Source organism: Shewanella sp. NKUCC01_JLK, assembly GCF_019345615.1.
GTDB classification, from domain to species: Bacteria; Pseudomonadota; Gammaproteobacteria; order Enterobacterales; family Shewanellaceae; genus Shewanella; species Shewanella oncorhynchi.
Map to the genome: position 1 here is coordinate 1 of NZ_JAHKRD010000010.1, position 24063 is coordinate 24063.

A 24063-nucleotide genomic window follows, 5' to 3' on the forward strand; every position below is an offset into this window, starting at 1 on the left:
GGTGTGTCATTAAGGATTAGAACCATTCGACTGATTGGTTAAAAGCCAACTGCCCTGGCTTTATAAAAAAGCGACTGAGCTAACGACCCATCTGGTGTTGCGCTGATTTATGCACTTTCAGTAAAGTGGTGGGTCGTGAAGGATTCGAACCTTCGACCAATTGGTTAAAAGCCAACTGCTCTACCGACTGAGCTAACGACCCATTTAGGTATTACGATAAAATGTTCACTTATTTTGGCATCAACAATGCGAATAATAAGTGGTGGGTCGTGAAGGATTCGAACCTTCGACCAATTGGTTAAAAGCCAACTGCTCTACCGACTGAGCTAACGACCCATCTGGTGTTGCGCTGATTTATGCACTTTCAGTAAAGTGGTGTGTCATTAAGGATTAGAACCATTCGACTGATTGGTTAAAAGCCAACTGCCCTAGCTTTATAAAAAGCGACTGAGCTAACGACCCATTGTACTACTGACTATCTCATTAAATACCACTAACTTATTCTATTCATTAGAGTAAGTGGTGGGTCGTGAAGGATTCGAACCTTCGACCAATTGGTTAAAAGCCAACTGCTCTACCGACTGAGCTAACGACCCATTTACTGGCATTTCACGCCCCGAACGACCTCGCCGCTCTGAGGGCGCCTATAATACCTTTTTCATCTTCTCATGCAAGCGCAAATTCCCAATTTTTTGTCGTTTGCATGAAAAACAGACTAAGAGTATGTTTTTTAGTTAATTACGCTTTAATTGCAGCCAGTTGCTGCTGTGCAATGCGTGCTGCGGCGCTGTTTGCGTAATCTTTGACAACTTGTTGGTAGTATTGCATCGCACTAGCTTTATCACCGGTTTTCTCGGCGATCATGCCAAGCTTCACTAAACTATCGCCACGTTTATTAGAATCACTAAAACGATCAACCACTGTTTTGAAGGCTTGTTTGGCTTCTGCAAATTCGCTCTTATTAAATAATAGCTGTCCTAACCAATAGTTCGCATTCGCGGCATACACAGAGTCTGGGTATTGTTTGATAAAAGCACGGAAGGCAGGAATGGCATCGTCATACTTACGCTCTTTTAAGACTAAGTTAACGGCATTTTCATAACTTGCAGTTTCACTTAAACTACTTGCGGCAGCATTGGTCGATACCACAGAGGGGATTGATGTCGCTGCAGCTGCAGGTGCGGCAGATGCCTTTGAGGATAAATTAGCAAGCTCATCATATAACTGACGCTGACGCTCTTGCATCTGCTCAATCTGATAATTCTGTTGTTCGGTTAAACCGCGTAAATCGAGAACTTCCTGCTGCAGTGTATCAAGACGACGTTGCATCTCGAGCTCACTTTGTTGTCTCGATTTTACAATACGTTCGATACGAGCAAGTCTGTCATCACCCGAACCACCAGCAATATCTTCCACAGGAGCAGGCGCTGCAACTGCAGCGCCCGCACCAAGGAACATTGCCGTAATTAAGACGGCACGTTTCATTGTGTTACTCTCCGAGATTCAATCTTAGTAAACTAAAACTGCACGACGGTTTTTGCCAAAACCTTCATCAGTGCGAGAAAAATCAAGTGGTTTTTCTTCGCCATAGCTGACTACGCTCATTTGGCTTGGCTGTACGCCCATACCTTGTAGGTATTTAGCAACGGCTTTAGCACGACGTTCGCCCAGAGCAATGTTGTACTCAGGAGTGCCACGCTCGTCCGCATGACCTTCAATCAGTACGCGCACACTTGGGTGCTCAACTAAGTAAGTACCATGAGCTTCTAATACAGCGGCGAATTCAGTTTGAACTTCACTGCGGTCGAAATCGAAGTAAATGATGTGTTCTTTTCTCAACTCTTCTAACTGCTGACGTTGCTGCTCTTCAGATGACAACATAGCACCCACACCACCAGTTTGAATGCCACCATTCAGTTCGCTACCTGAACCGTTTGTTGAGCCCATTGCATCAGTTTCTGATTCTGAAGTTGAGCTACATGCACTAATAGCCATAATTGGAAGTGCTACCAACATAGCTTTTAACAACTTATTCAGATCCATTACGTGTTCCTTATAAAATTAAATGTGATTAAATCAAGGTATAACATTAGAGAAACGGAGACCAAGAAGGTGATTTCACCTCGCCTTGACCCACGGGTAATCTCGCTTTAAAGCGTCCATCCGTAGAAACAGCTGCTAATACTTGCTTACCTTGGTGTGTAGTGCCATATATGACCATAGTACCATTAGGCGCCACACTTGGGGATTCATCCAAGCGTGTAGAGGTTAGCACCTGCATAAAACGCGTATTTAAATCCATACGCGCAATATTAAACTTACCGTTAGTACGGTTAACAAAAATCATACTACGTCCATCTGGCGTAATTGAACCACCAAGGTTCCATTCACCTTCAAATGTTTCACGACTCACTTTACCTGAACTTAACTCTACGCGATAAATTTGCGGTCTACCACCACGTTCAGAGGTGAAAATCAACGACTTCCCATCAGGATACCATGATGGTTCAGTATCGATAGCATAGTGATTGGTAATACGCTTAATCGCTTTTGTCGCAATATCGATAACATAGATCTCAGGCTGACCATCCTTAGACAGCGTCACAGCCAAAGATTTGCCATCAGGAGAGAAAGCCGGCGCACCGTTAATACCAGGGAAAGAGCTCACTTTAGTGCGCACTTGGGTATAAAGGTCTTGTACGAAAATCTCTGCTTTTTTATTTTCAAAGCTAACATACGCCAAACGACGTCCATCAGGCGACCAAGTGGGTGACATTAATGGCTCAGGTGAGCGCAGTAACATTTGCTCGTTAAAACCATCATAGTCAGCAACCATCAACTGATAAGGTGCTTTTTGAGTATGATTAACCACGACGTAGGAGATCCGCGTTAAGAATGCACCGCGAATACCGGTTAACTTTTCATAGACGATATCGCTAATTCTATGACCATATTGACGAAATTGCGCTGCTGAAATCACAGTTTGGCGACTGTCCATCAAAAATTCTGTAGCGCTGACTGAGCCTTTCAATGCTTGGTTTTGTGCTTTAACTAAATCGATTAAATCAAAGCTCACCAAATACTGATCGGTTCCGTAAGGTTTCACAGTACCTAACACCACAGCTTCTGCGCCAACGCTAGACCATGAACTAGGTTGAAACTGAGCCAAAGCACCAATATTGCGCTGAGGTAGTCCGAGCTCGTCTAAAGGTTTAAAGGTACCGCTACGAGCTAAGTCAGACATCACCACATCAGCAATCGCTTGTGGCGGTGCGCCAGGACCTTGCCATACAAAAGGCATCACAGCGATGGGACGCGCTGCGTCAACACCTTCTGTGATCACAATATCCAATGCCGCTTTCGCGGGGGTGGTGCACAGCATAACTGCCAGTGCTAACCATTTTGCCAATATTTTCATGGTGCTCCTTTAATTAAACGTTGGTTCAACGATTAAGTTAATTTCTTTCATCAAGTTATAAACCGCAGGATCCGGAGACACAGGCAGTTTGCCCGCTTTCAAAATCGCCGCTTTTGCTGCACGACAAACGTTGGGATCACCACCTTTTGTTTGGCTGCTGATCACAAACCCATCATTCGCTAAACGCACAGAGACAGTACAAGTCTTTCCACGCATAGATTCATCCACTACCAAATTACGTTGAATAGTTGATTTTATCATTGCCTGATACTTACCGACTTCACTCTGCATCTGCTTATTCATGGTTTGCGACAGCGCCGCTTGCTCAGCCGCTAATGCATCAGCCATTTCCTGCTCTTGATCGGCAAGGGCTTTAGCATCCGCTTTAGCTTTAGCATCCGCTTTAGCTTTGGCATCTGCTTTAGCTTTGGCATCTGCTTTAGCTTTGGCATCTGCTTTAGCTTTGGCATCTGCCTCCGCTTTAGCTTCCGCATCTGCTTTTTGCTTACGGTCAGTTTCAGCTTTCACTGCAGCAGCTTCTTCAACCTTACGTTTTTCAGCGGCTTTTTGTGCGGCGTCTTCAGCAACCTTACGCTCCTGCTCTTTCAGCTTACGGTCGGCTTCGGCTTTGACCGCCTTTTCCTTTTCCTGCTGCTGTTTCACCTGGGCTAGTTTGGTCGCTTCATTGGCTTTTTGAATCTCAATTTCCTGCTGCTTACGTTCTTGCTCTAGCTGTTTAATCTGAGCTTGTTCGCGCTCGCGTGCCTGTTTCGCTTCTTGAGCTTTGCGTTCAAGCTCGGCTTGACGTTCTTGCTCACGGCGTTCGGCATCACGCTTTTCTTGCTTAAGTTTCTCAACTTGATTAGCCACTTTTTGCTGATCAACCATAACCGCTTTGATTGCTGGTGCGCTAACTTGTTGCATAGGCTCAGGTTTGTGAGAAAAATCTATTCCTAATGCCAGAATAATTATCACGCCAATATGAATACCCGCTGAAATTGACAGAGGTAATGTTACATCTGACTTATCTGCCACCTATTTCTCCTTGGGTGAATCCGTCATCAAACCGACTGATGGCACGCCAGATTGCTGCAGTGTCACCATCAACTGAATCACTTTATCGTAAGGAATATTTCTATCGGCTTTAACCACAACAGGACGCTCAGGTTCAGTCACGATAAGTGCAGCCACTTCCGTTGCCAATTCTTCCAAATCCATAGGCACATTCGTTGAACCGCCTTTATTGAGGAAGTAATCACCATCACCATCGATTGAAGCAACAATGGGCGGCTTACTGTCATTGGGTAAAACTTCTGCCGCCCCTTGAGGCAGCTCCACTTTGACCCCTTGGGTCACTATGGGTGCTGTTACCATAAAAATAATTAACAGCACGAGCATGACGTCGATATAAGGCACCACGTTGATTTCAGCAACGGGGCGACGACGTTTGCGCTGATAAGCTGGTTGCATTATGCCCCTTCCTTCTCACTGTATGCTTGGCGATGCAAAATGCTGGAGAACTCTTCCATAAAGTTTGCGTAAGCCATTTCTAATTTATCGACTTGAGTCGAGAAACGGTTGTACGCAATTACCGCTGGAATTGCAGCAAATAAACCCATAGCTGTTGCAATCAAAGCTTCAGCAATACCGGGGGCAACCATAGCTAAGGTGGCGTTTTCCATCGAACCAATAGCGATAAAAGAATTCATGATCCCCCATACAGTACCAAATAAACCGATATAAGGGCTAGTCGAACCAATCGTAGCTAATAACGGTAAGTTAGCTTCTAACTTTTCCATTTCGCGAGACAAGGTCACACGCATAGCACGCGATGTACCATCCATGACGGCATCGGGCACTTTGCTATTTAATTTATTCAGGCGTGAATATTCCTTAAAGCCAGTCACAAATAATGACTCTAAACCGCTATTATCTGGACGAGATGATAATTCTTTATATAAACGGTTTAAATCAACACCTGACCAAAATTTATCTTCAAACTTCGCCGATTTACTTTTTGCGGATGTCAGTAAGCTACGGCGTTGTAAAATCACCGTCCAGGACATCACCGACAAGCAAAGTAAAGTGAACATAACAAATTTCACTAATAAACTGGCTTGTAAAAATAACCCAACAATCGACATATCAGCTTGCACTGTCAAACTCCTGCACAATATTTAAGGGAATAGCTCGGGGACGCATACGTGATAGCGCAACACAAACAACCAGCACTGTGCCTTCACAATAACAGTCTCCCTGTTTATCGACCAAGCGTTGATGAAAGATCAACGAGGCCTTTTTCAACTCTATGACCTTAGTTTCAACAATAAGGTTCTGTTCAAAACGTGCTGCTTTGCGAAAATCGAGTTCCGCACGCTTTACGACAAAAGCAGTGTCGTCGGCTAATAACGCAGTCTGACTAACGCCAAGGGCTTTTAGCCACTCGGTTCGCGCGCGCTCAAAAAAGTTGAGGTAGTTCGAATGATAGACAACGCCACCAGCGTCGGTGTCTTCGTAATAGACTGAAATTGGCCAATGAAACATCATTTGAAAATAAGCAAATTTTGGTTGAAAAATTGACGCTTACTATACCTAGGGAAACAAGACTTGTGAATGACCCGATGAAGATATAGATAGGAATAGCGCGGGTTTCAGATGAATAGGGGCAATTGTAAAAGAGAATGGGGTCAAACGACCCCATTTTATTAACATAGTTAGTTATTTTGCGATAGCTTGTGGCAAGGTTAAGCCAAAACTCTGCCACAAGAAACTATAGATGTCGGCAAATTCGTCGATCTTCATCGCCGTGGGCTTACCCGCTCCATGACCAGCATTTGACTCAATACGCATAATGACTGGTTTATTGCCCTGCTGTTTCTCCTGCAGCATGGCCGCAAACTTGAAACTGTGTAATGGCACAACACGATCATCATGATCCGCTGTCATTACCATAGTAGCAGGATAAGCTTGCGCTTTTACATTGTGATAGGGCGAATAAGCCAATAGCGCAGGGAATTGCTCTGCTTTATCGGCACTGCCGTATTCACTCGTCCAAGCCCAACCAATAGTGAACTTGTGAAAACGCAGCATATCCAACACGCCCACCGCAGGTAATACGGCAGCAAAAAGTTCAGGACGTTGAGTCACAGCAGCGCCCATCAACAGACCACCATTACTGCGGCCATAGGCACCGAGTTTAGAGCTGTTGGTGTATTTTTCGCTTACCAGATATTCCGCAGCAGCAAAATAGTCATCAAACACATTTTGCTTTTTATCGAACATCCCCGCTTGATGCCAGCTTTCGCCATACTCAGCGCCGCCACGTAAACTCGGCACAGCATAAATGCCACCCATGTCTAACCAAGCGATATTGGCAGGGCTAAAACGTGGTGTCATCGAAATGGCAAAACCACCATAAGCATAAAGTAATGTCGGATTTTGACCGTTTTTCACTAAGCCCTTTTTATAGGAGAGCATCATAGGCACACGCGTACCGTCTTTGCTGCTATAGAAAACCTGCTCAGAAACATAGTCATCGGGATTAAACGAGACTTTGGGTTTAGCAATGACGGTTGAACCGCCAGTTTTAAAATCAAACTTATAGGTGGTTTCAGGCTGAATATAACTATTAAACACATAATAGAAATAATCTTTGCTGGCTTTACCAAAAGGCCCTGCCACATTGCCAAGACCAGGCAATGCCACATCTTGACGCTTCTGACCACCCATACTGTAAATCGATAATTGACCTAACACATCATGTAAATAACTCACCACTAAATGGTCATTAATAATGGCGACATTATTAATCGGATCTTTAGACTCAGGAATAATCGTTTGCCATTGCGATTTATCACTATTGCGGGTGTCAATCGCAATCACTTTACCATTAGGCGCCTCTAAGTCAGTTTTGAAATAAAACACTGAACCATCATTACCGAGAAACTCATATTCAGCTTCTAATTTGAGGATCAATTCCACCACTTGGGATTTAGGCTCAAATAACGATTTATAGAAGAAACGATTACGCTTATCCGTACCTTGAGAAATCGACAGTAATAAGTATTCACCTTTCTCAGAGACATCAATGCCAAAGCCCCAATCTTTATTCTGTGGACGCTCATAAATCAATAGATCTTGATGTTGGTCTGTGCCTAATTTGTGGTAATACACTTTTTGGTTAAAATTAACGTCAGCTAAGACATCCCCCCCTGCAGGGGCATCATAACGGGCGTAGAACACACCTTGATTTTCTTTATCCCACACTGCGCTAGAAAATTTAATCCATTTCAGTTCATCGGCCAGTTTCTTACCAGTTGCGATATCAACGAACTGCCATTGCTGCCAATCTGAGCCAGAATTTGACACACCATAGGCTAAAATTTTACCGTCATTACTCACTGCCACGCCGGATAAGGCAACAGTGCCATCCGCAGACAGTTTATTTGGGTCAAGAACAGGCTTTTCAACACCATCTAAACCTTTAACATACAAAACCGATTGTGCCTGTAGGCCATCATTGCGGTAGTAAAATTGATTGTCGCCGTTTTCAAACGGAGCAGAGACTTTTTCGTAATTCCAAAGTTCTGTAATACGTTCGACCACAGCTTGTTTATTGGGGATCTTAGCGAGGTAGGCTTGACCAAAGTCTTGTTGTTCTTTTACCCACTCTTCAGTTTCAGGCGTATTGGCCTCCAGATGACGATAAGGGTCGGCCACTGCGACACCATGAATGGTTTCGACGAGGTCATCTTTTTCAGTAACAGGGTAAACGAGTTTAGTTGCGCTTGCCTGCTCAGTCGAATTTTGCTCAGGTGCATTGCCACTTTGGCAGGCACCGAGTGCCATCCCCAATGTGGCCACTAACAAACCTTGCTTTGCAAGGCGAAATCTTAATGCCATCGTGTTGTCGTCCTTCTTATGGTTTCGGGCTTAAGGCCTTTTCAGCAAGTACTATACAAGCAAAAAAAATCATGGCAATGGCGTAACTTAATATGAAGTTTTTTAAGCTGTATCGTGAATTTAACAAAATAGCAGCAAGGATAAGCTTATTGAAGTGTATTATTATGCATTAATAGTGAGTTATAAGTTATTAATCAAGGTAAATAGTGACTTAAGTGATATAAATCACCTTTGTAGCCATTAGAATTACTAATGTTTATGGGCAATTTTTCTCGTTTGTTTTACAACAGGTTTCCCAATAGAATGTGCTTGTTTTCAGGAGATAACTGCTTGCAGATATCGAAAACAAAGAACTTTTAAACTGGTGTGTTCCCAACACTTCAGTTTCTTTTCTGGTTCTTATGCTTGACTTCCTTCCTTCAATTTGTTGATTGCAAATGCATTATTTTTGCGGCCCGCTTAGTTTAAGCGGGCTTTTTTTTAGCATTTCAAACACAATCCTGATTATTGCAACGGCCAAGTTTTATACATCATCGATATTACTCGTACTTATCCCACTCTCGCTTTCTGCAGTACTTGTTGAGGTGGATATGTCATCACTACAAATTAAAAAATCTCATTATTTTTACCCATACTCGCAAATTGAGCGAATCATTCGATTAAAGTGGCATACTGCCTGAACTCTCCTTCTTTTAAAAACGACAATGCCAAGTCATAAACTTGGCATTGAAAAATACTTAAAACCTAGGTAAAACAAACACTACAAAGGTTTACTGATCCGTATAACAACACGACGGTTACGCGCCCTTTCATCCATATCATCATTGGAAGCCACGTGACGACGCTCACCATGCCCGAATGTGACAATACGATCTTGAGGAATACCACTGGCAACAAAGAACTCTTTTACCGACGCAGCTCGTGTATCCGACACTTTCTGGTTTACTGAACGGCCACCATAACTGTCGGTATACGCATCCACCAGCACTAACTCTACCAAGGGATCATAGGCTAAATATTCTTGCACCCGAGACAGTTGTTGCTGGGAGAAACGAGTTAAATCGGTACCGCCTTCATCGTAATTTAATACAGTAAAAGCAATATCTTCAAAGCTATAGGGCAATAAATGCGCTAGACAAGCTTTAAACTCAGTATATTTACGGCCAAAATTAGCTGAAGACAAACCCACAGCTATTTTATTCGACTCGTTATACCAATCAGCATAGTAAAACGTTGGTTCCATACCGCGACTCAACTCTGCCAACATAGACCAAGCTGCACGCTTAGGCACTTCACCGTTAAAGTACTTTTGATAATGTAATGACGTGATCTCTTTCGATACCACACCAGGACGCCACTGCGGCGCGCGGCTAATTAATTTAGCCTGCGTCACTTGATCAGGTTTTACCCACATATCTAAGGTAAAAGTCATATTCTGCTGTTTACCCGCTTCACTGGTAAAAATCGCTTTACCGTAAGAAGGAATATCATGCTCAAGGCGACAGACGATGGGAGTATTTTCACTCACTCGCCACTGGGAATCACTTAAAGAGGCGACATAATGGCGCAACTCTGCCATTGCAGTTGCTGGAACGCATAAAATTGATACTAATATCAGTTTTCGCCACATAGCCTTTACTCATGTTTAATCGGTTACATGGCTTTATCGGCAAACTATTTAGTTCCTTTAGCTCATAAAACCACCAATCAAGCATGACACACCCCAACACATTTAGCATAATAGCGCCCTGTGAATTTTCTTGAGTACTTTATGAGTGACATTTGCGACGCGAACAAATTGAAATACCGATTTCGAGGCTACTTTCCCGTAGTCATTGATGTCGAAACTGCGGGCTTCAACTCTCAAACCGATGCGTTGCTAGAAATTGCCGTCACCCTACTAAAAATGGACAATGAAGGCGTGATAGGAATCGATAAAACCCTACACTTCCACATTGAGCCCTTTGAAGGCGCAAATTTAGAACCCGAAGCGTTAGCGTTCAACGGTATTGATCCCACTAATCCGTTACGGGGAGCGGTGAGCGAAAAAGAAGCCTTTTTAGAAATATTTAAAGCCGTGAAGAAAGCCCAAAAAGCCTCCGACTGCCATCGTAGTATCATAGTGGCGCACAATGCGGCATTCGATCATGGTTTTGTGAGTAAGGCGATAGAACGTTGCGACTTAAAACGCTCGCCGTTTCATCCTTTTGCCACCTTTGACACAGCAACGCTCGCCGGACTCGCCATTGGTCATACCGTACTTGCCAAGGCATGCATTATGGCGGGTATTCCCTTCGATAATAAAGAAGCCCATTCGGCGCTATATGATACCGAACGTACCGCGGAGCTTTTTTGTCATATCGTGAATCGTTGGAAATCATTAGGTGGCTGGCCATTACTGGCTGTGGATGCGCAGGATGCCGAAAGCGGTACTGTGGAATAAATTTAACAGTTAACAATAGATCTTAAGTAATGAAAAAACAAAAAAGCTGCCATTGGCAGCTTTTTTCATTTAACAGGCGACTGTGATTAGAAAAGTACTAATTACAGTGAGCTTGCGTTTTCAGACAGGTAAGCAGCAACACCTTCAGTGCTTGCATTCATACCTTTATCGCCTTTTTCCCAGCCAGCAGGACAAACATCACCGTGCTCTTCATGGAATTGCAATGCATCGATCATACGTAGCATTTCATCAACGTTACGGCCTAATGGCAGATCGTTAACGACTTGGTGACGAACCATGCCTTCTTTGTCGATCAGGAATGAACCACGGAAAGCCACACCCGCTTCTGGATGCTCAACATCGTATGCTTTACAGATTTCATGTTTAACATCAGCCACTAACGTGTACTTAACTTGGCCAATACCGCCTTTTTCAACTGGGGTGTTGCGCCATGCGTTGTGAGTGAACTGAGAATCGATAGACACACCGATCACTTCTACGCCACGCTTAGTGAACTCTTCCATGCGGTGATCAAATGCGATCAACTCTGATGGACAAACGAAAGTGAAGTCAAGTGGATAGAAGAATACGACGGCTGGTTTGCCTTTGATGGCTGCAGTCAAGTTAAAGCTATCAACGATTTCGCCAGAACCTAATACAGCTGCAGCAGTAAAATCAGGAGCCTGACGGCCTACTAATACGCTCATTTTATATCTCCATCTATGAGTTGAACTAAGTGTAAGGCAAGATGCCTTCTAGCCAGTATGTTCTCAACCTAGGTCAAGTTAAATCCTTACTGATTAAAAGGTGTTCTTACCAATCAAATCCTTAGGCATTATAAGTCGTGTGCTGTGCCTTACAACCTATTTAAGACCAATATCACATTTTTCAAGGGTATTTCCGTTTTGCCTGACTAAGGATAGAGCAATCTGTGTATCCAGTGTGCGGAGCAATCCACATTCAGCTAACAGACAAAAACCAGCATGATCACATTTTCAGATATTTTTCCGATAACGCCTCGGCAAACTGGACATCCACTGCCTTTGCAGTCGAAAATAGCTCCTTTGGCTTAAAGAATTAAGAAAATTGATAATGAATGCAGTCGTAATTGCAGTGTGCTTAATGTTAGCACTCAGTTTAGCTAGGGTGAATGTGGTTATTGCCCTGACCGTGAGCGCCCTCGTGGCGGGATTAGTAGGCGGAATGGATCTGCACCGAACTATAGATGCCTTTAATACAGGCTTAGGTGGCGGCGCACAAATTGCGCTCAGTTACGCATTATTAGGCGCCTTCGCTGTCGCACTATCGCATTCAGGTTTAACGACGCTGATTTCCAGAAGCATCATTAGTAGCCTTGGACAAGATCCTAATCCCACTAACACTAACTGGGTACGCTGGTTACTGCTGTTATCGCTACTCGTCATGTCGATGGCTTCACAGAATATTTTACCGATCCATATCGCCTTCATTCCGATTTTAGTGCCACCACTCTTACATGTGATGACCAAACTGAACATCGACCGTCGCCTTGTGGCTTGTGTTCTAACCTTCGGCCTAGTCACCACCTATATGATTTTACCAATTGGTTTTGGTGGCATTTTCTTAAATGATATTCTGCTTTCCAACTTAACCAGCAATGGCTTAGCCGCTGCTCGCGAGCAAATTCCGCCAGCAATGTTAATCCCTGCCGCAGGTATGGTCGTAGGGTTACTCACTGCAGTATTCATCAGTTACCGTAAACCTCGGACTTACGACGAGGCAAAAGTGTTGGTCGCTGAACCTGAAGAAAATCTCAACAAACGCAATATCATCATTGCTGCACTGGCGATATTAGCCACTCTAATCGTACAACTCGAAACTGATTCTATGATTTTTGGCGCCTTAGTCGGCTTCATGATTTTCAGTTTTTCGGGAGCCTTGAAGCATGTCGCCGACCAAGATATTTTCAACCAAGGTGTGCGAATGATGGCCAATATCGGCTTTATCATGATTTCAGCCGCAGGCTTTGCCGCAGTAGTGAAAGAAACCGGTGAAGTGGGTACGCTTGTGGCCTCGCTTAGTGAGATTATTGGTAACAATAAAGCCCTCGCAGCCTTTTTGATGCTACTGGTTGGTCTACTGATCACTATGGGAATTGGGTCGTCTTTCTCCACCATTCCAATTATCGCGACGATATATGTACCATTGGCATTGAGTTTTGGTTTTTCAGTAGCGGCCACAATCGCGTTAGTTGGCACTGCAGCCGCTCTGGGTGATGCGGGCTCGCCAGCATCAGATTCCACCTTAGGTCCCACTGCAGGTTTGAATGCCGATGGTCAACACGACCACATTCGTGACAGCGTGATCCCAACATTTATCCACTACAATATTCCACTATTAGTGTTTGGGTGGATTGCGGCCATGGTGTTGTAAGTGTTATCGCAGATGTTTACATTACCGGATTAGAAAGTAACAACAGCGCGGCATTCTCCGCGCTGTTTTTTATCGCGGGTATTCACTTTTATTGCGGGCAGCAGGTTAACTCAGTGATTCACTCGATAACTCACGTAATAATGAACGTAATAATGAACGTAATAATGAACGTGATAATTAAGATGTCGGGTCAAGCTTGCGACTCCCTTGCCTATTCTTTTTATCTTCATATAACGCTTTATCCGCCGCTTGTAGCACTGCCTCAAAGGAAGCATAATCTTGCGAATCAGCCACACCGCAGGAGACTGTCAGCACATTTAAAAACTGCCGCTCTGCGACCGCCTGACGTAAATGTTCAGCCAACAATAAGGCCCGTTCAAAAGTACAATTGGCTAAGATAACGACAAACTCATCACCGCCGGTTCTGATTAACAAATCATTTTCTCGAAATACACTGCGCATCGCATCAACAATTTGCATGATCGCCATATCCCCGAGTTTATGCCCATAGGTATCATTAATGGTTTTGATTTTGTCGCCGTCCACGCAAATCACCGCGTAATGCCCCTTCGTTGCGACATCAAACAGTGTGGTCTCATAGACTTTCTTATTATAGGTTCGAGTAAAAGCATCCAATAACATCGCTTCACTAAACCGTTGACGCTCAGTACGAAGTTTCCTAAAACGATTGATATTAATTTGAACGAAGAAGATCACGATAGATAACAAAAACCATAGGGGCAAATTCCACACAATGAAACGAAATATACTGATTTTATATGTCAGTGAAGTCATGTTATCTAAATGATTTGTCATCGAATAAAACAAGAACTCCGGCGTCAATTCAGCCCAAAGGCTATCTGTCGTGATCACCAACTCAGTACCATAATCCGTTTTCTGCAATTCAACATGTTTATTACGCATAAAAACCGACGTCATTAGGGCCGTGTCGGCAATAACATCACCGATGAAATGATTAGGATCATTAGATGATGAAATCGGTGATGCCATCGATAAAATGACTTTCCCACTAACTTCATCTTGATAAGGAATGGATAATACGATTCCATCGGCTAAGGACTCTGGGGTCGCGTCTTTCGCGCAATATTGCAGACTCTGACAAAACTCATTCGTTGAAGTACGGTCTTTAATCAGCCGCGCTTTTACGTCCTCAGGAATTGGGGAGGCAAAATACATGGCATCACTGCGATAAAGTCCCACATACAGGAATATATCTTCGACATTGGTCTTTTTACTGGTTTTACTGGAATAGAGATAATCAAAGTAGCGTAATACTTGCTCTTCTTCTGCGGAAAGCACTCCCCCTTGCGGCAGCATTAATCTGGAAGGGTCAAGCTGAAAAAGCGCTAAAGAGGATTTATTGAAATCAATAATATCGTGCAAAGATAAGCTTTTACCAAGCAGTTCAATATAACTCGGTGTAAGTTGCTCGTTTTTCACAAAAGACACAAAGGATTTATGCTCTCTATCGATTTTAAACGGTAATAGAATAAGTAGGAGTACGACAAACAAGAGGGTCGCAAATTCAAATGATCGACGCAATAATAACCAGTTGAGAGCCGAATTTCCCATAATTCCTCTTAATCCCTGTTCTAGCGACAATGTACCTTGCACAAAACGTAAACTGCGATCAATAAAATTGCAAAATAAGCCAATAAAAACAACTTCAATAGATAATTATTATTTACCTTATTCTAAACTTTAGCAGCTTAAGATAAAGTTGTTATTACTATATTGAACAAAAACAAAAAGGGAGCCTAGGCTCCCTTACTGACCACATCCGCTCAATTGAGCATCAGCAACTCTGATTATTTAGTAACTTTGGCTATTTAGTACCAAAGATTTTATCGCCCGCATCACCCAAACCAGGCAGGATATAACCTTTCTCGTTTAAGCATCTATCGATAGCGGCAGTATATAGTTCGATATCCGGATGCGCTGCCTCTAAGGCTTTAATGCCTTCAGGTGCAGCCACTAGCACTAAGGCCTTAATTGAAGTACAACCGCGCTTTTTCAATAAATCGACGGTCGCAATCATAGAACCACCTGTCGCCAACATAGGGTCGACAACTAAGGCGATACGCTCGTTCATGTCGCTGGCCAGCTTCTCAAAATAAGGCACAGGCTCAAGAGTCTCTTCGTCACGGTAAATACCGACAACTGAGATACGCGCACTTGGAATGTGCTCGAGTACGCCGTCCATCATACCCAAACCCGCACGTAAAATTGGTACGACAGTGACTTTTTTACCTTTGATTTGATCGACTTCAACCGGACCGTTCCAGCCTTCAATCGTCACCGTTTCAGTTTCGAAATCTGCGGTAGCTTCATAGGTTAATAAACTACCCACTTCGGCGGCTAGTTCACGGAAACGTTTAGTGCTAATGTCACCTTCGCGCATTAAACCGATTTTGTGACGCACTAAAGGATGTTTAACCTCGACAACTTTCATTTTTCTCTCCTGCTTATTTTTCGGCGTATTATTTTAGGCAAATTTTTCAGATTCTAGTTGATTTGTTTACTAGGTAAAACAGAAAGTTTTGCCATTCGGTCTAATCGTGAGCTATCTCGCAAGAATAATCCCCAATCGTCTAAGATACCTACTGTGATTTACTATTTTGTGACCAAACTCAATACCTCTAAAAATAGAATATCTCGCATTCAGACCAAAAAAACTCCGCCGAGGGGCATAAATCCAAATCATGACTTTCGACCCCTAGCACAAGCTGGTAGAATACCGCCGCATAAAATCCAATAACGATGTACCCGAGAGGATCCCTCCGTGAGCACACCTACCCCACTGAGCTATAAAGATGCCGGCGTTGATATTGATGCAGGTAATGCACTGGTAAGTAACATTAAAGCAGCCGTTAAACGTACCCGTCGTCCAGAAGTTATGGGCAACTTAGGTGGTTTTGGCGCCCTGTGTGAAATCCCCACTAAATACAAACAACCGGTTTTAGTGTCTGGCACCGATGGTGTTGGGACTAAATTACGTTTAGCTATCGACTATAAAAAACATGACACTGTCGGCATAGACTTAGTTGCCATGTGTGTGAACGATCTGATCGTCCAAGGCGCTGAGCCACTGTTTTTCCTCGATTACTACGCAACAGGCAAACTCGATGTTGAAACGGCAACGTCCGTCGTCAACGGCATCGGCGAAGGTTGTTTCCAATCTGGTTGTGCGTTAATTGGCGGTGAAACCGCTGAAATGCCAGGCATGTATGAAGGTGAAGATTACGACCTAGCGGGTTTCTGCGTGGGTGTAGTTGAAAAAGCCGACATTATTGACGGTAGCAAAGTGGCAGCGGGTGATGCACTTATTGCATTAGCCTCAAGCGGCCCTCATTCAAATGGTTACTCTTTAGTACGTAAAGTATTAGAAGTGAGCCAAGCAGACCCTCAGCTAGATCTCAACGGCAAACCGCTGATTGAACATCTACTTGAGCCAACCAAAATTTACGTAAAATCATTGCTCAAACTGATTGAAGCATCTGATGTCCATGCGATGGCGCACATTACTGGCGGCGGCTTCTGGGAAAACATCCCACGCGTACTGCCAGATAATTTAAAAGCGGTTATCCAAGGCGATTCATGGCAATGGCCCGCTGTTTTCAGTTGGTTAATGGAAAATGGCAACATTGCAGAATACGAAATGTATCGCACCTTCAACTGTGGCGTCGGCATGTTAGTCGCGCTGCCAGCCGATAAAGTGGATGCAGCACTTGCATTACTGGCTGCAGAAGGCGAACAAGCATGGCTTATCGGTGCTATCGCACATCGTGAAGGCAATGAAGAGCAAGTGGAGATCCTGTAATGCCCCAGAGCTGTCGTGTAGTTGTATTAATTTCCGGGAATGGCAGTAACCTGCAAGCGGTTATCGACGGTTGCGATGATAATCTGCAGGCCGAAGTTGTCGGAGTCATCAGTAATAAACCCGATGCCTATGGCCTAGTGCGCGCCCATCATGGCGAAATTGATACCAGCTGCGTGATAGCTCATCAAGGTGAATCTCGCTCTGAATACGATGCACGTTTAATGACAGTGATTGAAAAGTATCAGCCCGATTTAATCGTGTTGGCGGGATTTATGCGGATCTTAACTGATGATTTCGTGAATCATTACCTAGGTCGCATGATCAATATTCATCCTTCGCTGCTACCTAAATACACTGGCTTAAACACCCATCAACGTGCCATAGACGCAAACGATAGCGAACATGGTGCCAGCGTGCATTTTGTCACGCCAGAGCTGGATGCTGGCCCAGTGATATTACAGGCCAAAGTGCCTGTTTATGAAGACGATACGGCTGATATGCTCGCCGCCCGCGTGCATGAGCAAGAACATGCTATTTATCCGCTCGTGGTGAAATGGTTTAGTCAGCAACGTCTTAACATGCAAAATGGCCAAGCCTATCTCGATGGCAACCTTATCGGCCCAAGCGGTTACGCGCCCGATTAGTTCCACTTGACCGAAAGTTGTACCAATCAAAAAAATAGAGACCTTCGGGTCTCTATTTTTTTAACTATTTTCAACAAAAGCATTGTTTTCTGAGGCAATGTGGCATTAGATAACTTAACGAAAAAGTGATTTTTGATCGGCATGACAAGAGACTATTAGATGAAAAATATTATCTGCGATATCGATGGTGTACTACTGCACGACAATAAACTGATCCCCGGCAGCGACAAATTTATCCAGCGCATTTTAGAGCAAGGCAATCCGTTAGTAATATTGACTAACTATCCCGTACAAACGGGTAAGGATCTGCAAAACCGTTTAAGTGCCGCCGGTATTGATATTCCTGAAGAATGCTTTTACACCTCTGCCATGGCAACCGCCGACTTTTTAAAACACCAAGAAGGCAGCAAGGCCTATGTCATTGGCGAAGGCGCCCTCACCCACGAACTCTACAAAGCAGGCTTTACCATTACCGATATTAATCCCGATTTTGTGATTGTCGGTGAAACCCGCTCATACAACTGGGAGATGATCCATAAAGCCGCAGGCTTCATCGCACGCGGCGCGCGCTTTATTGCCACCAATCCCGATACTCATGGTCCAGCCTACAGCCCTGCTTGTGGCGCACTCTGCTCGCCCATCGAACGTATTACCGGTAAAAAACCTTTCTACGTGGGCAAACCGAGTGCTTGGATTATTCGCTCGGCGCTTAATCATATTGATGGGCACTCGGAAGACACTGTCATCATAGGCGACAATATGCGTACCGATATTTTGGCGGGCTTCCAAGCAGGGCTTGAAACCATTCTGGTCACCAGTGGCGTGAGTAAGCTTGAAGATATCGACAAAGAACCCTTCCGCCCGAACCATGTGTTTGCCTGCGCGGGCGATATAGATGTTGTTTAAACAATTATCTAAACCTTTGTCTAATCCTACGTCTAGCAATTCATCCTTGCCAGTCGCTTAAACATTACCTATGCAACACGCCTCGCCCAAAGGCGTATTGCATAGGGTAAAGCAACATTAAGTAACATATTCGCCTTCTTCTCAGCCTTGTGGCTCACAGCGGCTTGCTTCATGATAAGTCTCGCTTCTGATTGATTAACATAAATCTAAAATACCTTAATTAAAACAACAGTAGGATTAACCTATGCGACGTCTGTATCCCCTCTGTGCGCTGGCCATGCTCAGTGCCTGTAGTCCGAATGTATCAGAGCCTGATGGCAACAGCACTTTGGCTGAACTCAAACCAGTGAAGTTTAATGAAGCGCGCTTTAGAAATGATATTAAAGCCCTGTCATCCGATGAATTTGAAGGCCGTGCGCCGACAACTCACGGTGAAAAACTCACCTTGGACTATTTGACCAAAGCCTTTACAGAGATGGGACTCAAGGGCGCGTACCAAGGCAGCTTTTTACAACCAGTGCCTATGGTGAGCTATACAGCAGATGAAGCGCAGCAAGTCACGCTGGCAGGCTTACCCTTTAAATACCGAAAAGATCTAGTGCTCAGCAGTCGCCACGATAACGGTGGTATTAGTATTGAGAACGCGCCATTAGTCTTCGTCGGCTATGGGGTGAACGCCCCTGAATATGGTTGGAATGATTACCAAGATCTCGACATGAAAGGCAAAATCGCGGTGATCTTAGTGAACGATCCCGGCTTTGCTCGCCCTGACTCGGGTAAATTCAACGGCAAAGCCATGACCTATTACGGCCGTTGGAGCTACAAATTTGAAGAAGCCAGTCGTCAAGGCGCACTCGGCGCACTGATTATCCATGATACCGAGCCCGCCTCTTACCCTTGGTCCGTGATAGAAAATAGTTGGACTGGACCACAGCAAGATCTGGTCCTCAGTAAAGCAGAACAAGATAGCCGTATCCAAGTCGAAGGCTGGCTTACATTGGACGCGGCTACACAACTGTTCGATAAAGCCGGTTTATCACTGCCTAATTTAATGGCACGCGCCGCCGACAGCTCAATCAATTTACCCCTTGAGCAAACGGCCAACATCGCCTTTAAAAATAAAGCCGAATACGCGAATAGCTACAATGTGGTCGCCACACTTCCAGGCAGCACACAAGCCGACGAGCAAATCTTGTTTACCGCTCATTGGGATCACATAGGTAAAGACGAGACGAAAACAGGCGATCAAATTTATAACGGTGCCATGGATAATGCCTCTGGCACTGCTGGCATTCTCGAAATCGCCAGACAATTAGCCGACAATGCCAAACAAGGCCATGGTTTAGCGCGCTCGGTCACCTTTATCGCTACCACAGGTGAAGAACAGGGCTTACTCGGTTCACGCTATTACGCCGCTAATCCACTTTATCCTATCGACAAAACCGTGGCAGTGTTAAACCTCGACAGCACTAATATCTATGGCAAAACCAAAGACTTTACCATCGTCGGCAAAGGTAAATCTGAGTTAGAAACTTATCTTATCGATGCGGCTAAACAACAAAACCGCATCGCCATGGGTGAGAAAAATCCCGCCTCGGGCGGTTTCTTCCGTTCAGATCATTTCAGCTTTGCCAAACTAGGCGTGCCCGCCGTCTTTGCCGGCGGCGGTAGCGACCCCGTTGATGAAGCCACGGCTGCTTATAAAACTCAGATGCAAGCTACAATGAAGGGCTGTTATCACAATGTCTGCGATGAATACCGTGAAGACTGGGATTTGAGCGGCGCGCTGCAAGATTTGCAAATCTACTACCAAGTCACACGCACATTGGGCAACAGTAAAGATTGGCCGGGATACTATCAAGGCACAGAGTTTAATAGCCTGCGCCCAGCCAAAACGACGCTTGTAACGGACGCAAAATAACAGGCTAAGTCAGTGGCTTCTTGCGAGAGACAGTTGGGTTAGTCATCTCTTATTGACGTCTGCTTGAAATAAAGCGCCTCCTCCGCCAGCCAAAGCGCCAAACAAGACCTACAAGCACGTGAACCATTCACGTGCTTTTTTGTTTTCAGCTCACAAAAAATGCCGTTATCGCGAAATATCCATCCCACAACGCCATTATGAATAGGCTTATGCCATTTTTTGATGTCAAACTCAGCGCATTAATTGATTAAAAATAAAACACTTAAACGGGACAACTCATTATTTAAGGTCTTTTTTAGCGGTTTTTCTATCATCGATACTTTTTTAAAACACATTGTGAATTCCCCAAAACCCCTCATGCCAAATCAGATAATAAAAGCAAATCATCAAAAATAACGCAAATTAAATGAATTATTATCAAATAAAATCATTAAACATAAACATCTAAATCAACAAAAACACCAATAAACAGATAAAACGTCAAAAATAGTGTTTGGCAAATACCTAAATTGCTGGCACATTAAACCTCAATTGAGACATCCTCAAATGACAGACAGTGTGGGAGTTGTACTATGTGTTCAATCTTTTCGATTTTAGATATCCAATCTGATGCCAAAGAACTGCGCCAAGTCGCGCTAGAAATGTCTAAGCTCATGCGCCACCGTGGCCCTGACTGGTCAGGTATTTATGCCAGTGATAAGGCGATTCTTGCCCACGAACGTTTAGCAATTGTTGACATTGAACACGGTGCCCAGCCGCTGCTGACTGAAGATGGCAGTTTGATCCTCGCGGTCAACGGCGAAATCTATAACCACAAAGAATTGAAAGCCCAGTTAGGCGATAAGTACAGCTATCAAACCAACTCTGACTGCGAAGTGATCTTGGCGCTGTATCAAGAATATGGCACTGAATTTCTTGATAAATTAAACGGTATCTTCGCCTTTGTGTTATATGACAAAGCCCAAGACAGATACCTTATCGGCCGCGATCACATGGGTATTATCCCGCTATACACAGGCCGTGACGCTGCGGGTAACTTCTATGTTGCCTCCGAAATGAAAGCCTTGATGCCAGTGTGTAAAACCGTAGAAGAATTCTTACCGGGCCAATATTTGTACTCAAGCGATGCCGCCGCGGTGAAATACTACACTCGCGATTGGCAAAGCTATGATGCGGTTAAAGATAACCCAGCCAGCCAAGAAGAATTGCGTGACGCATTAGAAGCGGCGGTCAAGCGCCAATTAATGTCAGACGTGCCCTATGGTGTGTTGCTGTCGGGCGGCTTAGATTCCTCGATCATTTCCGCCGTGACGCAAACCTTTGCTAAACGCCGCATTGAAGACGATGGCGAAACCAACGCTTGGTGGCCACAGTTACATTCCTTTGCCGTCGGCCTTGAAGGTGCGCCAGATTTAATCGCCGCCAAAAAGGTCGCCGAAGCGATTGGTACGATTCACCATGAGATCCATTTCACCTTCCAAGAAGGCTTAGATGCGATTAAAGAAGTGATCTATCACTTAGAAACCTACGATGTCACCACCATACGTGCTGCCACGCCAATGTATTTAATGGCGCGTAAAATCAAAGCGATGGGCATTAAAATGGTGTTATCGGGTGAAGGTGCTGACGAACTATTTGGCGGTTATTTATACTTCCATAAAGCGCCAAACGCACAGGCATTCCACGAGGAGTTAGTCCGCAAACTCGATAAACTGCATCTGTTCGATTGTCTGCGAGCCAACAAAGCCATGGCCGCTTGGGGATTAGAAGCTCGCGTGCCCTTCCTCGATAAAGAGTTTATGGATGTGGCGATGCGCATCAACCCTGAAGCGAAAATGTCTAAGGATGGCCGTATTGAGAAACACATTCTGCGTAAAGCCTTTGAGCATAAATTGCCAAAAGAAGTGGCGTGGCGTCAAAAGGAACAATTCAGTGACGGCGTTGGCTACTCTTGGATTGACGGTTTGAAAGAACAAGCTGCGGCGCGTGTGGATGATTTACAATTGGCGAACGCGAAATTCCGTTTCCCATACAACACTCCAGAAACCAAAGAAGCCTATTTCTATCGCTGCTTCTTTGAGGAACATTATCCACTGAGCGGCGCTGCAGAAACGGTTCCAGGTGGTAAATCCGTCGCCTGTTCAACGCCAGAAGCATTGGCTTGGGACGAAAGCTTACGCGGCATTATCGACCCATCGGGCCGAGCTGTACGCTCTGTGCATACCTCAAGTTATTAATAGACTAACGTTGAAGGACTAGGTTCATAAATTAGGTTGATGAGCTAGATTGATGAACTGGTTAATACAGCCAACCACAAGCGCCACCCTAGGGTGGCGCTTGTATTTTAATGCTTTTTACTTTTATTGCTTACTCACGTACAAAATGGTGACTTAGCTAAAATACCAAACTAGGCCGACAGCGCACTGAATGGCTGGATTTGAGCGTTAGTATGAATTTGAGTCTTGTCGTTGGTTTGCACTTGAGTTTGAAAATAAGCATTACTCTGCGTCAACGCCATCGGATCTAAGCTTAAAAACTGCTTTCCAGCACTCAGCCCCACATGATAATCATGGCGTAAATCCGCATCGGTACTGCCCAGCAATTTACTTTGCAAATTTTCAGCAGCAAAAATCTGCACTATCTCCACATCCTCTGGCGGATTAGCGATGAAATCCAATTCATCCTGATAGGCTTGTTCGTGCTGCACTAAGTAATCTATGGTTTTCGGACAAAAGCCAGAAACACAAATCCAAGATTTTAATTTGTGAACCCAAGCCGATTGCGCCTGAAAATCCTCGCTCACAGTACGGATCACCACAATTTTGCGGGCACCACGACGATAGGCCTCACGCACAGGTAAAGGCGCTGCTAAACCGCCGTCGAGATAAAAATCACTATCAATACCTTCGCTTAATGCTGCGCCGTGATCAGAGGCGCTGTTATCAGAAGCGTTATGATTAGCCGCACCGTTATTAGAAGCCTTGTCGCTATTACAGGCATTGTCACTATTACAGGCGCGGTCACTCAGCCAAGGCGTGAGTTTCACCCCTTGTTTATACAAAAATGGCAATGCGCTGGAGGCTTTAAGCAATTCGCGCCACTGGCTTTTACTGCTTGGACTAAAAAAATATCCCTTGCGATCGCTGGCATTGGTGGTGGTGATCAGTAACTGCCTATGACCGAGTGAGGCTGTCGCTGCGTTAAGATCTAATTTAAACATCCCTTGTCGAGTCTGCTCAAAATACCAATCTAAATCGACTACATTGCCGCCGACTAACCCGCGACCGAGTCGATAGAAGCGTTTATGACGCGATAAACCGCGGATTAAGCGTTTGGCATAACCCTTTTGGCGGGCCAAAAAACTGCTGAGATTCTGTGAACCTGCTGAGGTACCGATAAACAAATCAAAGGGATCAAATCCGCCATCAAGCCAAGCATCAAGCACGCCTGCGGTGAATATACCGCGCTGACCACCACCTTCTGCAATCAGGGCCACCTGTGGGCTAGCGTTAGATTGAGCGTCTTTGGAGGCTAAGTGGCTGACGGCGTGCATAGGAAAACCTTATCGAATAATTC

At 44.5% G+C, this 24063-nt stretch carries 20 protein-coding genes and 5 tRNA genes; 7 read left to right on the forward strand and 18 right to left on the reverse strand.

What is annotated here, in order from left to right; all coding sequences use genetic code 11:
- Positions 1 to 2: 2 nt before the first annotated feature.
- From KO537_RS11805 to motY, 14 genes are all read right to left on the reverse strand, one after another.
- Positions 3 to 89: transfer RNA gene (locus tag KO537_RS11805), tRNA-Lys, on the reverse strand.
- A gap of 37 nt (positions 90 to 126) precedes the next feature.
- A tRNA-Lys gene (locus KO537_RS11810) sits at positions 127 to 202 on the reverse strand.
- 58 nt (positions 203 to 260) lie between these two features.
- Positions 261 to 336, reverse strand: a tRNA-Lys gene (locus KO537_RS11815).
- Between the two features lie 37 nt (positions 337 to 373).
- Positions 374 to 462: transfer RNA gene (locus tag KO537_RS11820), tRNA-Lys, on the reverse strand.
- A gap of 58 nt (positions 463 to 520) precedes the next feature.
- Positions 521 to 596: transfer RNA gene (locus KO537_RS11825), tRNA-Lys, on the reverse strand.
- A 142-nt stretch (positions 597 to 738) separates the two neighbouring features.
- Positions 739 to 1485 (reverse strand): tol-pal system protein YbgF, encoded by a 747-nt coding sequence (gene ybgF, locus KO537_RS11830; protein ID WP_219234547.1) that lies wholly within the window; start codon positions 1483 to 1485, stop codon positions 739 to 741.
- A gap of 24 nt (positions 1486 to 1509) precedes the next feature.
- A complete protein-coding gene (pal, locus tag KO537_RS11835; protein WP_028760346.1) occupies positions 1510 to 2043 on the reverse strand; it encodes a peptidoglycan-associated lipoprotein Pal in 534 nt (177 codons plus the stop codon).
- 46 nt (positions 2044 to 2089) lie between these two features.
- Positions 2090 to 3418 carry a Tol-Pal system beta propeller repeat protein TolB gene (gene tolB, locus KO537_RS11840; protein ID WP_219234548.1) on the reverse strand — a complete coding sequence of 443 codons (1329 nt, stop codon included), beginning with the start codon at positions 3416 to 3418 and terminating at the stop codon, positions 2090 to 2092.
- A gap of 9 nt (positions 3419 to 3427) precedes the next feature.
- Positions 3428 to 4453, reverse strand: coding sequence for a cell envelope integrity protein TolA (gene tolA, locus KO537_RS11845; RefSeq protein WP_028760348.1), 1026 nt, complete (start codon positions 4451 to 4453; stop codon positions 3428 to 3430).
- Positions 4454 to 4888: a protein TolR gene (gene tolR / locus KO537_RS11850; RefSeq protein WP_028760349.1), complete on the reverse strand. Its 435-nt coding sequence runs from the start codon at positions 4886 to 4888 to the stop codon at positions 4454 to 4456.
- Positions 4888 to 5574 (reverse strand): protein TolQ, encoded by a 687-nt coding sequence (gene tolQ, locus KO537_RS11855; RefSeq protein ID WP_028760350.1) that lies wholly within the window; start codon positions 5572 to 5574, stop codon positions 4888 to 4890. Before tolQ ends, tolR begins: the two co-directional genes overlap by 1 nt.
- Positions 5564 to 5965 carry a tol-pal system-associated acyl-CoA thioesterase gene (gene ybgC, locus KO537_RS11860; protein WP_006081251.1) on the reverse strand — a complete coding sequence of 134 codons (402 nt, stop codon included), beginning with the start codon at positions 5963 to 5965 and terminating at the stop codon, positions 5564 to 5566. The genes tolQ and ybgC overlap by 11 nt, the downstream gene beginning before the upstream one ends.
- A gap of 171 nt (positions 5966 to 6136) precedes the next feature.
- Complete coding sequence (locus KO537_RS11865) at positions 6137 to 8320, reverse strand: prolyl oligopeptidase family serine peptidase (RefSeq protein WP_168823900.1); 2184 nt, start codon at positions 8318 to 8320, stop codon at positions 6137 to 6139.
- Between the two features lie 760 nt (positions 8321 to 9080).
- Positions 9081 to 9950: a flagellar protein MotY gene (gene motY, locus KO537_RS11870; RefSeq protein WP_113938782.1), complete on the reverse strand. Its 870-nt coding sequence runs from the start codon at positions 9948 to 9950 to the stop codon at positions 9081 to 9083.
- A gap of 141 nt (positions 9951 to 10091) precedes the next feature.
- Between motY and rnt the strand changes: the two genes are divergently transcribed.
- The gene (rnt, locus tag KO537_RS11875; RefSeq protein ID WP_105252848.1) at positions 10092 to 10763 is read left to right on the forward strand and encodes a ribonuclease T; all 672 of its coding nucleotides are present in this window, start codon (positions 10092 to 10094) and stop codon (positions 10761 to 10763) included.
- Positions 10764 to 10864: 101 nt separating this feature from the next.
- Here the strand turns inward: rnt and KO537_RS11880 are convergent, their stop codons facing one another.
- The gene (locus tag KO537_RS11880; protein ID WP_006081247.1) at positions 10865 to 11470 is read right to left on the reverse strand and encodes a peroxiredoxin C; all 606 of its coding nucleotides are present in this window, start codon (positions 11468 to 11470) and stop codon (positions 10865 to 10867) included.
- Positions 11471 to 11855: 385 nt separating this feature from the next.
- Here KO537_RS11880 and KO537_RS11885 point away from each other — a divergent pair, with 385 nt between their 5' ends.
- A complete protein-coding gene (locus KO537_RS11885; protein WP_219234549.1) occupies positions 11856 to 13175 on the forward strand; it encodes a Na+/H+ antiporter family protein in 1320 nt (439 codons plus the stop codon).
- A gap of 177 nt (positions 13176 to 13352) precedes the next feature.
- Here KO537_RS11885 and KO537_RS11890 read toward each other — a convergent pair whose 3' ends face one another.
- On the reverse strand, positions 13353 to 14768 hold the full coding sequence (locus KO537_RS11890) for a GGDEF domain-containing protein (protein ID WP_219234550.1): 1416 nt from the start codon (positions 14766 to 14768) through the stop codon (positions 13353 to 13355).
- 253 nt (positions 14769 to 15021) lie between these two features.
- Positions 15022 to 15648, reverse strand: a complete 627-nt coding sequence (upp, locus tag KO537_RS11895; RefSeq protein WP_011789711.1) for a uracil phosphoribosyltransferase — start codon at positions 15646 to 15648, stop codon at positions 15022 to 15024.
- Positions 15649 to 15978: 330 nt separating this feature from the next.
- On the opposite strand from upp, the gene purM reads away from it, so the two are divergent.
- The 5 genes from purM to asnB all read left to right on the forward strand — a co-directional run bounded on the left by purM (position 15979) and on the right by asnB (position 22724).
- The gene (purM, locus tag KO537_RS11900; protein ID WP_028760356.1) at positions 15979 to 17016 is read left to right on the forward strand and encodes a phosphoribosylformylglycinamidine cyclo-ligase; all 1038 of its coding nucleotides are present in this window, start codon (positions 15979 to 15981) and stop codon (positions 17014 to 17016) included.
- Positions 17016 to 17660, forward strand: a complete 645-nt coding sequence (gene purN, locus KO537_RS11905) for a phosphoribosylglycinamide formyltransferase (protein WP_028760357.1) — start codon at positions 17016 to 17018, stop codon at positions 17658 to 17660. Before purM ends, purN begins: the two co-directional genes overlap by 1 nt.
- Before the next feature lie 159 nt (positions 17661 to 17819).
- A complete protein-coding gene (locus KO537_RS11910; protein WP_028760358.1) occupies positions 17820 to 18566 on the forward strand; it encodes an HAD-IIA family hydrolase in 747 nt (248 codons plus the stop codon).
- Positions 18567 to 18810: 244 nt separating this feature from the next.
- Entirely contained in the window at positions 18811 to 20487 is a 1677-nt protein-coding gene (locus KO537_RS11915) for a M28 family metallopeptidase (protein ID WP_219234551.1), read from the forward strand.
- A gap of 572 nt (positions 20488 to 21059) precedes the next feature.
- Positions 21060 to 22724, forward strand: a complete 1665-nt coding sequence (asnB, locus tag KO537_RS11920; RefSeq protein ID WP_105252850.1) for an asparagine synthase B — start codon at positions 21060 to 21062, stop codon at positions 22722 to 22724.
- 170 nt (positions 22725 to 22894) lie between these two features.
- Here the strand turns inward: asnB and KO537_RS11925 are convergent, their stop codons facing one another.
- Complete coding sequence (locus tag KO537_RS11925) at positions 22895 to 24040, reverse strand: patatin family protein (RefSeq protein WP_173496532.1); 1146 nt, start codon at positions 24038 to 24040, stop codon at positions 22895 to 22897.
- Positions 24041 to 24063 lie beyond the last annotated feature (23 nt).